Source organism: Nibricoccus aquaticus, assembly GCF_002310495.1.
GTDB classification, from domain to species: Bacteria; Verrucomicrobiota; Verrucomicrobiia; order Opitutales; family Opitutaceae; genus Nibricoccus; species Nibricoccus aquaticus.
This window is the reverse complement of sequence record NZ_CP023344.1, coordinates 1098808-1114982: the sequence shown is the minus strand read 5'-3', so window position 1 is coordinate 1114982 and position 16175 is coordinate 1098808. Positions and strand designations below refer to the sequence as shown.

The following is a 16175-nucleotide window of genomic DNA, read 5'->3' as shown; positions in this document are numbered from 1 at the left end:
GGGGAAGTTGAGAGGTGAGGGTTGAGAGTTGAGAGACCGGAGACGGTGCGTGGTTGGTTGCGCGGTGGTTGGGTTAAGCGCGAAGACGCAAAGAAGCTAAGGTTTCGGAGAACGGATTTTTAACCACAGATGAGGAAGGATACGGAAGGATAAGGAGGCAGAGAGGTGGATTGGGCTCTGTGCCTGTGTGGTTTATTTTTGGAGTTTTAGGCTTCGGGGTTTTCGTGGTGGTAGACTTCCCAGCCGAGGTAGCGGGTGAAGGCTTCTTCGAGGATGCCGGCAGTGTGCGAGCTGTTCATGACGACGTGGTGCTCGAAGCCTTCGCGGCAGATGTGGTGCATCAGTTTCTGGAGCTTCGGGACTTGGGCGACGGCGCGGTTGCCGAAGGTCTTGAGGTCGTCGTTGGTGAGCTGGCCTTGGCCGACGTAGGCGCGGATGACGCCGCTGGTGTCGTCGGTCGTGATGCGGCCATACGTGAGCGGGGTGGCGGGCGTGCGGCCGTCGAGGGCGCCCCAGGTGTTTTCGACGCCGAGGGTCGAGCCGAGGATGGGGGCGTTGAGGATCTTGATGTCGGGGAGGAAGGACTTGGCCCAGTTGCCGCAGTGGAAGAGGACGCACTTGTCGTCGGTGTCGCCGTAGTTGTTATTCCAATCCACGAGCGCGCTCGGGGAGAGCGAGGCGAGCTGCATGGCGTACATGGTGAGCACGCCGGTGACGTCGACTTCGCAGGCGCTGGGCAGGAAGTTTTCGGACATCATGCTCATGCTGGTGCAGACGTTGCAGCCGTGGTTGGCCTGCACGGAGGTCCAGCACTGGATGGCGGTGGCGTCGAGGTGGTTGGTGGCGACGAAATCGTCGAGGACGATGCCGAGGCGGGCCATCTGGATGAGCTTCGCGGGCGGGACGGCGGTGGCGTTGGCGTAGGCTTTGATCTCGTCGATCTTTGAGAGGATGCGGGTGTCGGTCTCGCCGATCTTGGCGGCGGAGCCGAGGATCTCGGAGAGGTCGACGGTGGTGACGGAGATGCCGTTGCGTTCGAGGATTTTTTCCGAGTAGCGGACGGTATTGAAAGCGCCGGGACGGGCGCCGACGGCGCCGATGCGCACGCCGCGGATGCCACGGACGACGCGGCAGACGCCGAGGAATTTATTCAGGTCGGCGCGGAAGGTCGGATCGGTCGGGCGGACGACGTGTTTGGTCGTGAGCGAGTAGGGGATGTTGGCCTGGCGGAGGTTGTTGCAGACGGAAATTTTTCCGCAGAAGGCGTCGCGGCGGCGGATGACGTCGAGGCGGTCGAGATCGTCGGGATAACCCTGGATGAGGACGGGGACGTTGAGGCCGGCGAGTTTGAGGGTGTCGGCCACGCCTTTTTCGTCGCCGAAGTTGGGGAGGACGACGAGGACGCCGCCGATCTTGTCGCGGTTTTTGCGGAAGAGGTCGGCGCATTTGCGGGCGTCGTTGTGGGTTTCGACGCCGCCGAGTTTGGAGTCGGCCGGGTCGAGCATGATGGCGTCGATGCCGATTTCGGCGAAGAGCTTGGTGAAGTCGGCGCGGGCTTCGCTGACGAGTTTGTCAGGGAAGAAGTCGCGATTGCCGAAGAGGACGCCGAGGGAGAAGGGCTGAGGTTTCATGAAGTAGGGAATGGTGAAGGGTGAAGAGGGATGGGTGAAAGGAGGAGTGGAGGAAGAGGGAAGAGGGTAGGGGATGGAGGGGGCAGTCTGGGAAGGGAGGTGGCGGAGTTTTTTAACCACGAATGGATGCTAGGGGACGCGAATGTTTGGGAGGGCGGAGTTTTTAACCACGGATGACACAGATGGGCACAGATGACGGAGGATTATTTTGGGACAGGATTAAGAGGACTAACGGGATTTCGGAGATGGGAAATCTGGGCTCGTGCGGAGTGGAGTTGGTTTCGGGCGGGCGAGAAGGCGGGCTTAAGGAGCTATATTAAAGAAGTTTTTCGGCTGTTTCTTCCCGGAAAAATGAGGTTTCTTGCGGGATTCTAAGGTGAGCACGAAGCGACCATTTTTAATGAAGGCGGAGAAGAAGGCGCGGGCGCGTGGCATTGAGGTGCGCGGGGGCGTGGTGAGGAAGGCGGGTGTCTCGCGAAGGACGGAGGAAGGACGCGGAGGGGCGGAGCGGTTGATAAAGGACGGGGAGCGGGCGGGGGTGTCGTTTGATCCGGGGCGGAAGGATTTTGAGCCGTATGGACTGACGTGTGTGCGGTGGACGCCTTCGCCGATGCGGCGGCCGGATCATCATAATGAGATCGAGCTGAATCTGGTGGAGAGCGGCTGGGTGACTTATCTGCTCGGCGGGCAGAAGGTGCGCGTGGAGGCGGGGCGGCTGGCGGTTTTTTGGGCGGCGATCCCGCACCAGATCGTGGAGTATGGGGAGGGGACGCGGTACTTCGTGGCGACGATTCCGTTCGCGTGGTTTTTGCAGTGCCGGCTGCCGGAGGCGATGGTGCGGCGGTTGTTGCGGGGGGAGATGGTGGGCGGACGGCCGGAAGAGGCGGTGAAAAAAGAGATGGATGCGGGGAAGGAGGACTGCGGGTTGTTTGCGCGGTGGGAGAAGGATCTTCAGGCGAAGGCGGGGGACGATGTGGAGCGTATCGTGATGCTGGAGATGGAGGCGCGGTTGCGGAGGATCGCGCTGGGGCTGGGGCGTGAAACGGTGGGCGCAGTCGGACCCGAGGTGGTGCGCGACGTAGTGAGCGGACGGAAAGACAGAACGGGGAGGGTGTCTCGCGAAGGGCGGACGAAGGACGCGAAGGAGGAAAGAATCTGGGAGGGGAAGAAGCGCGGGCGGAGCGTGGGGGCGTTGCAGGGGTCGGAGTTAAACAAGGTGGAGCAGATGGCGTGTTTGATCGCTCAGCGTTACACAGAGGCGCTGACGGTGGAGGAGATCGGGCGGGCGGTGAATCTGCATCCCAACTACGCGATGGGGCTTTTCAGGAAGGCGTTTGGGACGACGTTGATCGATTATGTGACGCATCATCGGGTGTCTCATGCGCAGCGGTTACTCGCGACGACGGAGGAGAAGATCGTGGAGGTGGCGTTTGGGTCGGGGTTCAATTCGTTGAGTCGGTTTAATGAAGCGTTCCGGCGTGCGTGCGGGTGTACGCCGCGGAGTTATCGGGCCAGTCATGCGGTGGAATAATGAGTGAGGGAGAAGCGGAAAGGATTCACCGCGGAGGCGCGGAGAGCGCGGAGTACGGAGGAGGACGAGTGATAGGGTGATTTTTGGAGGGCGGAATCGGAGGGGGACATGGAGTTCACAGAGCGCGGACACTGAGGGCACGGAGGGTGGATGGGCGGAATTTTTGGACAGGAATGCAGGACTAACAGGATTGAGGGGGCGGGTGTTTTGACCGTGAAGGGATTCCGGGTGACGCGAATGTTTCGGAGAAGGTTTAACCACAGATTACTCGGATGGGCACAGATGTCGGAGGGGAGAACGAGTGAGAGAACTATGGCCGGAGGGGCGGGTGGACCGTCATGGGACGTCCGGTGACGGCGGGGTTGCGCGGGGCGTGAGAGGAAGTCAGAGGATGCGGCGTGAAAAAATTTTGCGTGATCCGGGTCGTGTTGTTGATGGCTGTTTCGGTGTGGAGCGCGGGCGCGTTTGCTGCGCCGGCGGAGATCTGGGTGTCGACTGAAGGCGATGACGCGGCTGCGGGGACGGAGGCGGAGCCGGTGAAGTCGGCGTGGATGGCGTTGCGGAAAGCGCGGGAGCTGCGGCGCACGGGAGACGTGGCGGCGACGACGGAGGGTGTGAGGATTTTGTTGAAGGGCGGCGTTCATGTGCTGGAAGAAACGTTGCGCGTGCGGCCGGAGGATGCGGGGACGGAGAAAGCGCCGACGGTGTTCGAGGCAGCGAAGGGTGAGCGGCCGGTTTTCAGCGGCGGGGCGGTGATTGGCGGGTGGACGCGGGCGGGGGACGTGGAGGGAGCATTTTCGGAAAAGGCGCGCGGGGAATTGTGGGTGGCGGATGTACCCGTTTTTCAAGGACGGGCTGTGGATGTGCGCCAGATGTGGGTGGGCGAGCGCAAGGCGGTGAAGGCGCGGGCGCAGAATGGAGAGGACATGGAGCGGCTGCTGGAGTGGGACCGGTTGAAGGAGACGGCGACGGTGCGGGCGGCGGCGCTGGGTGGAGTGGCGGAGGCGGTACGTGGGCTGGAGATGTTGATTTTGCAGCAGTGGGAGATCGCGATCTTGCGCGTGAAGAGCGTGCGCGTGGAGGGCGATAAGGCGGTGCTGACGTTTCATGCACCGGAGAGTCGGATTCAATTCGAGCATCCGTGGCCGCAGCCGATCATGAAGGAGGGGAATAATGCGCCGTTTTTTCTGAGCGGGGCCGCGGCGTTTCTCGATCAGCCGGGCGAGTGGTGGGTGGATGTGCGGGCGGGGAAGATTTATTACTGGCCGCGCGACGGCGAAGATATGGCGACGGTGCGGGTAGTGACGCCAGCGTTGGAGACCCTAGTGGAAATCGCGGGATCGCTGGAGCGGCCGGTGACGCAGGTGGTGTTTCGCGGGATCGCGTTTCAGCACGGGGCGTGGACGAGGCCGGGGCGCGAAGGGCATGTGCCGTTGCAGGCGGGGATGGCGATGAATGAGTCGTACAAACTCTCGCCGAAGGGGACGCCGGACTGGCGGAGTCTGGACAATCAGGAATGGCTGGAGCGGCTGGTGGCGTCGGTTGTGGTGCGGAATGCGGAAGGCGTGCGGTTTGTGCGCTGCCGTTTCGAGCACGGGGCGGGGAGCGGGCTGGATTTTGTGAAAGGGACGAAAGGCGGCGCGGTGGAAGGCTGCGTGTTTCGCGATCTGGGCGGGAGCGGATTGCAGCTCGGGAGTTTTCAAGACGAGGCGGAGGAATCGCATCTGCCGTACAATCCGGCGGACCAGCGGGTGGTGTGCGCGGGCACGCGGATCGCGAACAATTTGTTCACGGATTGCGCGACGGAGGATTGGGGCTGTGTGGGGATCGCTGTGGGGTACGCGCGGGAAATCACGATCGAGCACAACGAGCTGAACAATCTACCGTACACGGCGGTGAGCGTGGGGTGGGGCTGGACGCGTTCGCCAAATGCGGCGGGGAAGAACCGGGTGGTGGGGAACCGGATTTTCAACATCGCGACGCGGATGGCGGACACGGGCGGGATCTACACGCTCTCGGCGCAGCCGGGAACCCTCGTGGCGGAGAATGCGATCTGGGATGTGACGCCGGGACCGTGGGCGCATGACAAGGCGCACTGGTCGTATGTTTACCTCGATGAGGGCTCGGCGTTCATGACGGTGCGGGACAACTGGTGCCCGGAGGAAAAGTTTCAGAAAAATGCGAACGGTCCGGGAAATGTGTGGGAAAAGAACGGACCGGGCGTGCCGGAGTCGGTGAAAACGCGCTCGGGGCTGGAGGAGTCGTTCAGGGATTTGCGGGAGGATTGAGAGGAGGAATACAGCGCGGCGGCGGGGGGAGGCGGGTGGCGGAGAATTTCGCGCGGTTGACGAGGGAGTTGGTTTTCGGATACGAAAATCGGTACTGTCAGAAAGTGGGTGCGTTGAGCGGAGGCAGCTGAGGTTTTTTGAACGCCCCGCCTTAGTTGCCCCGTTTTTGTTTTACCAAAGCTGAGCCGTTGCAGTCTGCCGTGTCTGGCCTGTGTCGTTGCGCATCCCGTGCGGGAGGTGCGCGGTGATAGAGGATGGATGCGGAGGAACGGAGCGCCGGCTGGTGAAGTAAGGCGGTGCGAGGCGCATACCCAACCCGCATCATGAAGAACCTACTACGACAGACCGATACGCACCTGCGCCGCGTCAGCGCGCAAATCGCCTTTTCCATCCTCGCCGCGTCGGCGGCGTGGGGGCAGGCCGTGAACCAACCGACTCTCGCTGCCGGGGCACCCGCAGCGACTCCGCCGGGCAGCCGTCCGGAGGTGGAGAGCGATGTCATCGAGCTTTCGCCTTTCGAGGTGGAAGCGACGACAAATGGCTATCTGGCTAATTCCGCGATGTCGGGCACGCGCTTGAATTCGCGGCTAGAAGATCTTGCGGCCTCGATCAGCGTGGTCACGGGGCAGCAGCTGCGGGACACGGCGGCTTTCGATATCAACGATGTGTTCAAGTATGAGGCCAGCACCGAGGGCATTTACCAGTACACGAGCTTCAACGTGGATCGCGGTGTGGTGACCGACTCGGTGATGAGCAATCCGAGCGGGGCGACGCGCATGCGCGGGTTGAGTGCGGCCAACATCGCGGTGAACGGGATGGATTCAACGCTGCCGATCGACACGTTTAACGTGGAGTCGATCGAGATTTCGCGCGGGCCCAATTCGAGCATTTTCGGCCTCGGGAATTCTGGCGGCGGTGTGAACATCATCACCAAGAAGGCATCGACCGCGAAGGACATCAGTCAGATCACGACGAGCGTGGACAGCTACGACGGTTACCGGCTGGGCATGGATTTCAACCGCGTGCTGGTCCCGGGAAAAGTGGGCATGCGCGCACTCGGGCTGTACGATGAGAAAGGGTTCGTGCGCAAACCCTCCTCGGACACAACGCGGCGCGCGCAGTTTGCGGTGACGGTGCAGCCGTTTAAGAGCACCACGCTTCGCTCGAGCTTCGAGAGCTATCGCAATTTCAACAGCCGGCCGAATTCCGTGACGCCGCGCGATATGTACACGGACTGGGCGGCGAGCGGGAAACCGACGTGGAATCCGATCACGCAGACGGTTAATTTTCGCGATGGCCGTCCGTCGATCACGGGTGTGACCACGGCGCTGGAGAGCACGTTACTGCCGTACAGCATTGGCGTGACTGACTCGGCGCTGACGACTTTCCCCAGCCAGTACATCGATAACGGCGTCGTCGGGCTCTACATGATCAACCGCATGCCTGCGGCTGGCGTGAATGGACCGGCCAACACGGGCGGCACCGGCCGACTGCTGCAGAACACAAATTTCTACACGAAGAACTCCGGGCAGTATCCGTTGTTCCTGGCTCCCGGCATCAGCGATCAGTCGCTCTACGATTGGGAGTCCGACAGCCTCACGGCGCCGAACTATGTGACGTCGAAGGGCGAAATATTTACGGCCGAGATCGAGCAGTTTTTCCTGAAGACGCCTCGGCAGGTGCTCGCCTTTCAGGGCACGATGGTGAGCGAGAAGACCAGCTCCAAGTCGCGGAGTTTTCTCGGCAACGGGAGCAATCTCCAGGTGTTTATCGACATCAACGAGAAGCTGCTGGATGGGGCGGATAACCCGTACTTCCTGCGTCCGTATGTCGGTGGTTCGCAGCCAATCTTCACGCAGAGGCGCAACAACAGCGACAACTACCGCGGCACGCTGGCTTACCAGCTGGATCTCAGCCAGGAGGATGGCTGGTTGAAGTGGGTCGGCCGCCACAACTTCACCGGGTACGGAGAGTACAAGGAAGTGCTTGGCGGCAGTCTCGGGTACAAAGACACGATTTCCTCGACGGAGTCGTGGATGGGTATCGTGAGCAGCCGCAATTCGGCTTCATTCCGTACGTATCCGCATTTCTATGTGGGCGACGTGCAGGGCGGGAATGTCGATTACTCGCCTGAGCGGTTGAAGGTCGAGAACAGCGACCAGGTGCTTCGTTACTACAACGGCACCGCGAATCAGTGGATCAATGAGTCGGTGGAGTTCGGCGAGTACTACTATGCGAACCGGTTGAACCGCCGTCTGCTCAGCACCTCGGGTGCGAACTGGCAGGGCTTTTTCTGGAAGGATAAGGTGATTCTCAATTACGGCATTCGCCGCGACATCAACCGGACGCGCGAAGGCAACAGCGCGGGCAATCCGACGGCGGCGACCAATGGTTACTACAACATGGAGCCGTTGTACCTGTTCACCACGAACGACTGGGTGCAGCGTCGCGGGCAGACGACGAACAAGGGTGTGGTGGTCAAGCCGCTCGACTGGCTACACCTGCACTACAGCGAGTCGGACAGCTTCAGCCCGTCCTCGCTGGCTTATGACATTTATGGAAAGCCGCTGGGCGATCCGCGCGGTCTGACGAAGGACTATGGTTTTTCTCTCGTGCTTTTGCGCGATGAAGGCGGCTCGCCGCGCCTGCACATCAAAGCCGTGCAGTATGAGACGCTCGATCTGGGCCGCGGCAGCAGTGAGCTGAACACGATCGTGCAGCGTGCGATCCGCATCGATGCGGACGGTAACAGCGGCGGTGGCGATCCCGATCTGGAGAGTTTTTATTCCAACGCGATCCTGGCGGCGAATCCGACGTGGACGCCTGCCCAGATCGAAGCGGAGGCGGAGCGGCTGATGGGCGTGAGCCCGTCGTTCATCGACAGTCATCGCAATCGCACGCATGGCGACGGGGCGAACTCGGCTTCGCGCGGCAAGGAAGTGGAGATTGCGTTCAACCCGAACCGCTACTGGACGATGAAGGCGAATATCGTTCAGCAGAAGGCTTTCAACGGGAAGATCTCGCCGGATCTCCAGCAGTATGTTGCGGACCGGCTGCCGGTCTGGCAGGCAGCGGTGAATCCGTACAACCCGAGCGAGCGATTCTGGAACGGCAGCTATGTCGTCGGTGGTCGCACGCCTGAGAGCTGGTACACTGTGAATCTGTTGGCGCCGATGAAGCTCGCGGTCGCGACGCAGGGAAAGATGCGCAATCAAGTGCGCGAGTGGCGCGCGAATTTCCTGACGAATTACCGGTTCGCAGGCATCAGCGATCATCGCTGGCTCAAGAATCTCGAAGTCGGCGGCGCGGTGCGTTGGGAAGACAAGGCGATCATCGGATACCTCGGTGGCGCGCCTGAATCGGATGGTGCCATCCGCGAGCTCGATCCGAACAAACCGGTGTACGACAAGGCGCGCCTGTATGTGGATTTCATGGCGAAGTACCGCATGAAGTTGTTCAACGACAAGGTTCCGATGACGCTTCAGTTCAACGTGACGAATGCGTTTGAAGGCGGACGTTTGCAGGCGGTGGCGGTGAATCCCGACGGGACGCCGTACATCTATCGCATCATCGATCCACGGATGTTCCGGTTGTCGGCGACATTCGATCTGTGAGGTTGTCGCGATTCAAATAAACCGGTGTGCGATGCAGCCGGAAATGAGGCCGCCCCGATTGGTTCGGGGCGGCTTTTTTTAACCACGGATGGCACAGATGGGCACGGATGGATGAAGACGGACGACATGCAGGTCGTCCTGCCTGGCGAGCGTCATGGAGCGGAGGTGGCATCGAGGTAGGCGCAAAGGAGCGCGGTGTTCCGGATGAAGAGTTCGGTTTCGATCCACTCGGTTTGGGCGGGGTCGATGAGTTTGGCGGGGCGCGTGGTGAGCCAGAAGCCGGCGGGGTTGAGCGAGGCGAGGAGGCGGCGGATTTCGGGGGCGGCTTTTTTGGCGGTGGATGTGGAACGAGGTGTCGGTCGCGTGGAGGTGGATTTGGTGACGAAGGGCGATGGGTTTTTGGCGAGCCAGGCGTCGCGGCCGGTGGTGGTGACGCGGGTGTAGTAAGCGATGGCGTCGGTGACGCCGAAGCCGCCCTGCCAGCCGTAGCCGTGGCGGCGTTCCTCGCTGATTTCGGCGAGGGTGTAATGGATTTTTTTGTCGCGGTCGCCGTAGATGGGTTTGTCGGTGCCGAGTTCGTAGAGCCGGGCCCAGCGGCCGGGGGCGATTTCGTGGGAACGCAGCCACGCGATGGCGGGCGGGATGGGCTTCAGGTATTTCTCGTCGCCGAACTCCAAGTACAGATCGACGAGGAGTCGGATGACGCCGGCGCTTTCGCTGGTGGTGATGGAGGGCGGCTCGAAGGCGCGGGCCCAGGCGGGCTGGAGGTTTTCGTCGTATTGCTGGGCCCAGAGCGGCTGGGGCTGGGGGAGCTGGGCGAGGATGAGGTAATCGGCGGCGCGGCGGGCGGCGTCGCGGTACGTTTCGTTTCCCGTGCGGTGCCAGGCGTCGATGAGGGTGACGGTGAGGTCGCGGTGAGAGTTGTCGTTAAAAGTGTAGTGACCGTAGTAGGAGCCGTTGGGCTGTTCGCGCGCGTAATCGGTGGGAATGCTGGCGGGTTTGACGGGGTATTTGGCGGGATCGTGCGGATGGCCGTCCCAGCGTTGGGGCCAGGCGCCGTTGGGGTATTGGGCTTCGAGGAGTTTCTTCAGGCCGTGGTCGAGGCACTCGCGGATTTGGGCGTCGCGCGGGTCTGGGGAGGATTTGGCGGTGTCGAGATAAGCGAGGAGGAAGCGGAGGGCGGACTGGGTGTTGTTGTCGTCGTAGGTGGAGCTGTTGTTGCCGCGTTTGGAGTTCGCTTCGCGGTAACGCCACTCGGCGCGTTTGGCGGGATCGAATTCGATTTTGTAGTCCCAGCCGCCGGATTCGAGCTGGCCGCGGACGAGCGCGAGCGCGGTGTCGCGAGCAGCGGAGAGATAAAATGGGTCGCGCGTGACTGCGTAGACGCGGAGGAAGGAGTGGCCGACGGCGGGCGTGCCGGGGGGCTGGACCCAGATTTGCGTGGCGGTGGCGGGGCCTTCGCCGCCGCGGATTTTGAGGTCGGGCGAATAGCGCCAGAGGTAGCCGCCTTCGGTGGAGATCGCGTGGAGGGCGCGGGCGGATTTGTTGAGAGCGGCGAGGGCTTCGGTGCGGAGAGCGGCGTCTGAATTATCGGCGGCGCAGATGAGGGCGGGTGTTGCGGCGGCGAAGAGGATGCAAGCGACGGAGCGGGGAAACAGGTTCATGCAGGCGGGGGTGTCTGTGCATGACGTTGTGGAAGGGGAAACGTTTCCCGGCAAATGGGAGGGGATGACGGACGGACAATAAAAAAGCCCGCCGAGGCGGGCTTGGGGAGAACGATAGTGAAGCGGAGACGGCTCGCTGCGCGCTCGCCGCTACTAAGCGAGGCCGTTGATTTTGAAGGCGAGGACGTGGCGGCTGGGTTTGGTCTCGGGCAGGGTGATGCGAAGGCCGGAGTTGTCGTGGGTGAATGCGAGCGGGTCGCCGTGGCCGAGAAGGGAGACGCGTTGGACTTTTCCGGAGACGTGGTCTTTGCTGAGGGCGAGGCTGGGGATGACAGCTTCGCGGTCAGGAACGCCGGTGACGAAGGCGAAGAGGTCGTCGCCTTTTTTCGTGTAGCGGACGTCCTGCTCGTCGAAGTCCTGACGGAGGGCTTCGTTATATTTAACTTTGGGGTCGTTCTGGATTTTGCTGCGCGGGCCGTCGCCGAAGATTTTCCAGGGGCGGGTGGCGTAGATGCCTTCGTTATTGGTCTTCATCCAGGCGGTGATCTCGGCGAGGATGGCGAGTTCCTGGTCGTCGAGCGTGCCGTCGTTGCGGAGAGGGAAGTTGAGGAGCAGGCAGCCGTTGCGGCTCACGGTATCGACCAGCATGTCGATGACACGCTTCGGGGTCTTGTAGAGGTTCTTCGGGTCGCTGCCGAGTTTGCGGCGGTCGTAGTGCCAGCCGCCGACGCAGGTGCAGATCTGCCACGGGCGGGGCCAGATCTTGTCGGGGACGGCGCGTTCGAAATCGAGGACGCACTCGTTTTGCTCGGTGTCTTCGATGCGTTTGCTGGTGTAGACGGTGTCTACTTTTCCGCCGTTTTTGCGGACGCTGAGGTTGTAGAGGTGGGCGACGAGGCCGAGGCCGTACTCTTCGAAGGGGATGTGGCCGTCGCAATAAACGATGTCGGGCTCGAATTGGTCGAAGAGGTCTTTGATGCGGGCGAAGTAGTGTTTCTTCCACGCCTCGGTTAGGTTGGTTTCGTCCCAGTCGAGTTTGCGGTCGGGGTAGGGGTATTCCGGGTACAGATCGGTGAGCGCCTTATCGATGCCGTCGTAGGGAACGCCTTTGAGATCGCCTGCGGTGTCGGCGCCGCGGCAGACAGACATCCATTTGGGTGAGGGCCAGAGGTGGTCGCTGACGCCGAAGCGGAGGCCGTGTTTGCGGGTGGCGTCGTGGAGGAGGCGGACGATGTCTTTCTTCGGGCCGATCTTGGTGGAGTTCCAGTGCGGCTGGTGCTTCGAGTCCCAGAGGTCGAAGTTGTCGCAGTGGACGCCGAGGGCCATGAAGTATTTCGCGCCGGCTTCCTTGTAGAGACCGAGGAGGTGATCGGGGTCGAAGTTTTTGCCGTTCCACGTCGGAAGGATGTCTTTGTAGCCGAACTTCGACGGGTGGCCGTAGGTGGCGACGTGGTGTTTATACTGGTCGGTCTTATCGATGTAGATGTTGCGCGCGTACCAGTCGCCGTACTCGGGCGCGGACTGCGGGCCCCAGTGGGCCCAGATGCCGAACTTGGCGTCGGCGAACCACTCGGGGACTTCGTAGGCGCGAAGGGACTCACGAGTGCCTTTGAACGGGCCGGGCGCGATCGCGGGGAGGGTGGCGTGGTCGGCGGCTTGCGCGAGGCTGCGCGCGGAGGCGAGGAGCGGGGCGGAGGCGGCGAGGAGTTTGAGGGTGTCGCGACGGGATAGTTGCATGGTTTTGAAATTTTGGAGGTTGGGGCGAATGACCATTGACCAATGACCAGTGACCAATGGGTCGGAGAGGTTTGGTTACTCGATTGGTTTGCGGGCGAGGAAGGCGAGTTCGGTGTTTTCGTTGGTGGCGCAGGGACGGATCACGAGCTTGAGTTTCGCGGGGGCGAAGGGGATGGCGTAGCGGGCGAGGACGCCGGGGCCGCAGCTGCTGTTGCCGAGGCCGAGGTGGCGGGCGTCGAGCGAGACGACGACGTCGCTGCGCGGCTTGAGTTCGTAGTCGTGGCGGACGGACGAGAGGTCGTGGGCGGTGAAGTGGAGCGCGGAGGCGGCGGCGAGCGGTTCGCTGGCGGTGATCACGAGGCCGCGGCCGGTGGCGTTGGTGAGGGCGAGCCAGCGGACGTCGGTCTTGGCGCCGTTTTCCTGCGGGCGGACGTAGGACACGTATTGCTCGGCGACGGTGCTGGACCAGAGGCCGACGGCGGACGCGGCCTGACGGTCGGGGTAATTTTCAAATGGACCGCGGCCATACCAGCGGAGGATTTTGTACTCGTTGGCGAGGCGGAAAGTGAGGCCGATGCGCGGGATTGGCGGCCATTCGCCGGAGGGCGTGAAGGTGTTTTCTAGTAGGATGGTTCCGTCGCTGTGGACGGTGTAGATGGTGTTGTGGGTGAAGGCGCCTTTCGGGATCGAGCTGGTTGAAAGGATTTCTACGCGGACGGAGCCGTTGGGTGTTGGCTGGGAGACGGTGACGGAGTCGACGCGGCGGGTGATGGTGTGGAGGCCGGTGTTTTCCCAGTGCTTGGCAAACCAGCTGCCGAAGCCGCGGTCGTTGTTGGTCGGAGCGCGGTAGACTTGGAGCGTGGGGCCGGTGGGGGCGTCGGTCGCGGCGGTGGAGGGCGCGGCGAGGAGTTCACCGGCACCGTAGTCGAGCGATGAAAGCGTGCCGGTGTTGCGAGAGAATTTTGCGGTGAAAGTTTTGCCGGTAATGGTGACGAGGTCCGCGGAGTCGGTGAGTGTCAGCGGGGTGGGCTCGGCGGGTTTGGGAGCTGCGAGCGGAGCGGTGGGCACGGGTGCAGCGGAGGTGGAATCAGGTTTCGCGGCTGCGGCCATTTCGGCGGCGGGCGGGATGGTGAGCTGGAATTGCTCCCAGGCAATTTCGTGACCGGCGGGAGCCCAGGCGGATTTTTCCTTCGTGTGGAGGCTGACGCGGAGCCAGTAGTCGGCACCGGCGCGCGGGAAGAAAATGGTTTCGACCGGGATGGAGACTTCGGGGTCGGCGCCGGGGCGGATGTTGAGGTCGGGGAGTTTTCCTTCCTGCACGATCGCGCCGTCGCAGTGGACGTACCAGCGGGCTTCGAGGATGTTGAGATTGGTGTGGTGGTGGCGATTCGTGATGCGGATCGTGGTCTTACCGGGAGTCAGATCGCGTGGCTCGATCAGCGCGGGCTGGTAGACTTTTTTGACTTCCCAGTATTTGGGCTGCGGTGTCCGGTCGGCGAATACGAGGCCCTTGATACTGAAGTTGCCGTGGTTGGGCTTGTCGCCGAAGTCGCCGCCGTACGCGGTGAACTTGGTGCCGTCGGGCGCGGTTTTGGTGAGACCCTGGTCAACCCATTCCCAGATGAAGCCGCCCAACATGCGCGGGTGCCAGTAGATCTCGTCCCAGTATTCTTTGAAATTGCCGAGGGCGTTGCCCATGGCGTGGGCGAACTCGCTGGTGAGGACGGGGCGGTCGTCGGCGGGGTCGGAGGCGATTTCGAGGAGTCGTTCCCAGCGGGCGTTTTCGGGGGATTCGACGTCGGGGTTGGCTTCGAGATACGGCTCCATCACGCGCGGGTAGAAGCGGCTGATGACGTCGACGGTTTTGGGGTCGGTGGGTTTTCCCTGCGCGCCTTCGTAGTGGATCGGACGCGTGGGATCGAAGTCGCGGAGCCACGCGGAAATGGCGGCGAAGTTGGGCCCGTAGCCCGCTTCGTTGCCCATGGACCACATGACGATGGAGGGATGGTTTTTGTCGCGCTCGGCCATGCGGATGGCGCGGTCGAGGAAGGCGCCGTGCCAGCGGGGATCGGAGGCGAGTTCACCGCGGACGCCGTGGGTTTCGATGTCGGCTTCGTCGATGACGTAGAGGCCGTAGGTATCGCAGAGTTCGTACCAACGCGGATCGTTGGGGTAGTGCGAGGTGCGGACGGCGTTAATGTTCGCCTGCTTCATGAGGACGATGTCCTCGACCATCCGTTTGTAGGAGACGACGCGGCCGGTATCGGGATCGTGCTCGTGGCGGTTGACGCCGCGCATGCGGATGGGCTGGCCGTTGACGAGGAAGCGGCCGCGCTTGATTTCGATTTCACGGAAGCCGACGCGGGTGCTGGTGGCTTCGACGATGGCGCCCTGGTCGTCGTGGAGCGTGAGGACGAGCGTGTAGAGATTCGGAGTTTCGGCGGTCCACTTGAGCGGGTTGGCGACGGTGGCTTCGAGCCAGGCGAATTTGGCGGGACCGCGCTGGGGCGTGCGGTCGTTCATGATGTCGGCTTTGCGGTCGCGGTTGAGCATCGGCTCGATCTCTTGCGACAGCTCTTTTTCGAGGACGGCTTTGCCGGAGGCGTCGTGGAGCTGGGCGCGGATGGTCCAGCCTTTGAGCGAATCGGTGCGGCGCGTGGCGATCTCGGGTTTGATTTGAAGTTTCGCGTTAAGGTAATCGGCGTCGAGGTCAGTGCGGACGGCGAAGTCGGCGATGCGGACGTCGGCGGTGGAATAAAGGAAGACGTCGCGGATGATGCCGCTGAAGCGCCAGGAGTCCTGATCTTCCAAATACGAGCCGTCGGACCAGCGATAGACTTCGACGGCGAGTAGGTTTTGGGAGCCATCGGTTTTGAGGTGCGGCGTGATGTCGAACTCGGCAGGCTCCATCGAACCCTCGCTGTAGCCGACGCGCTCGCCGTTGAGCCAGACGTAGAAGGCGCTTTGGACGGCGCCGAAGTGGAGGAAGACTTTGCGGCCGTTCCAGTCGGAGGGAGTTTCAAAGGTGCGGCGGTAGGAGCCGACGGGATTGCGCTCCTTGAAGGTGGTGAAGTCGGATTTCGGTTCGCCCATCACGCGCGGCGGATCGATTTTGAAAGCGTAGCCAGCACTCACGTACATCGGTGTGCCGAAACCGTGCATCTCCCAATTGGCGGGGACGGGGAATGTTTTCCATGCGGAGTCGTCGAAGGCGGGTTTGAAGAAGTCGCGCGGACGCTGGTCGGGGTGAGCGACCCAGTTGAAGCGCCAGGCGTCTTTGCTGTTGAGCGATTTGAACCACGGGGATTTCGCGCGCTCGTTGGCGAGGGCTTGTGCGGCGGTCGGATAGGGGGTGGCGGTGGCGCGGGCGGGCTCGCGGTTGATTTGAAAAACCTGCTCGTTTTCCCAATCGGGCAGCGTGGCGGCGGGAAGCGACGCGAGCGCGAAGGCGGCGAGGCTCGCGAGATGAAACACGGTGAAACGAGAGCTGCGGGAGAAGGAAGCCATCACGAAAGGAGAGACGGTGCGCGCGTGGTTGTTCGTTGGTCAAACCTGATGGCCGGCTGACGCGAAGAAAGTGAGAGCCGTGCGAGGAGTTTCATGAAATAGAATGCGACGGAGGCGCAGAAGGTAAGAGGCGGGGGATTATGCGGAGATTACCGTGTGGCGCTGGATTTTGTCATGGAGCGGTAATGTGAGAACCGTAGGAT

Annotated in this window: 7 protein-coding genes; 3 read left to right on the top strand and 4 right to left on the bottom strand. The window is 62.2% G+C overall.

Annotated elements, in window-relative coordinates:
* Positions 1 to 206: 206 nt before the first annotated feature.
* Complete coding sequence (locus CMV30_RS04815) at positions 207 to 1631, bottom strand: L-fucose/L-arabinose isomerase family protein (protein WP_096057622.1); 1425 nt, start codon at positions 1629 to 1631, stop codon at positions 207 to 209.
* 376 nt (positions 1632 to 2007) lie between these two features.
* Here CMV30_RS04815 and CMV30_RS20180 point away from each other — a divergent pair, with 376 nt between their 5' ends.
* The 3 genes from CMV30_RS20180 (at position 2008) to CMV30_RS04800 (ending at position 9064) form a co-directional block, all read left to right on the top strand.
* Complete coding sequence (locus CMV30_RS20180) at positions 2008 to 3162, top strand: helix-turn-helix domain-containing protein (protein ID WP_245844405.1); 1155 nt, start codon at positions 2008 to 2010, stop codon at positions 3160 to 3162.
* Positions 3163 to 3560: 398 nt separating this feature from the next.
* The gene (locus CMV30_RS20620) at positions 3561 to 5450 is read left to right on the top strand and encodes a right-handed parallel beta-helix repeat-containing protein (RefSeq protein ID WP_138223134.1); all 1890 of its coding nucleotides are present in this window, start codon (positions 3561 to 3563) and stop codon (positions 5448 to 5450) included.
* 323 nt (positions 5451 to 5773) lie between these two features.
* Positions 5774 to 9064, top strand: coding sequence for a TonB-dependent receptor plug domain-containing protein (locus CMV30_RS04800; protein ID WP_096054958.1), 3291 nt, complete (start codon positions 5774 to 5776; stop codon positions 9062 to 9064).
* 152 nt (positions 9065 to 9216) lie between these two features.
* On the opposite strand, the gene CMV30_RS04795 is transcribed toward CMV30_RS04800, so the two are convergent.
* The 3 genes from CMV30_RS04795 to CMV30_RS04785 all read right to left on the bottom strand — a co-directional run bounded on the left by CMV30_RS04795 (position 9217) and on the right by CMV30_RS04785 (position 15972).
* Positions 9217 to 10728 carry a pectate lyase gene (locus CMV30_RS04795; protein ID WP_096054957.1) on the bottom strand — a complete coding sequence of 504 codons (1512 nt, stop codon included), beginning with the start codon at positions 10726 to 10728 and terminating at the stop codon, positions 9217 to 9219.
* 153 nt (positions 10729 to 10881) lie between these two features.
* A complete protein-coding gene (locus CMV30_RS04790; RefSeq protein WP_096057620.1) occupies positions 10882 to 12465 on the bottom strand; it encodes an alpha-L-fucosidase in 1584 nt (527 codons plus the stop codon).
* Positions 12466 to 12540: 75 nt separating this feature from the next.
* Positions 12541 to 15972, bottom strand: coding sequence for a glycoside hydrolase family 2 TIM barrel-domain containing protein (locus CMV30_RS04785; RefSeq protein WP_096054956.1), 3432 nt, complete (start codon positions 15970 to 15972; stop codon positions 12541 to 12543).
* Between the last annotated feature and the right edge of the window lie 203 nt (positions 15973 to 16175).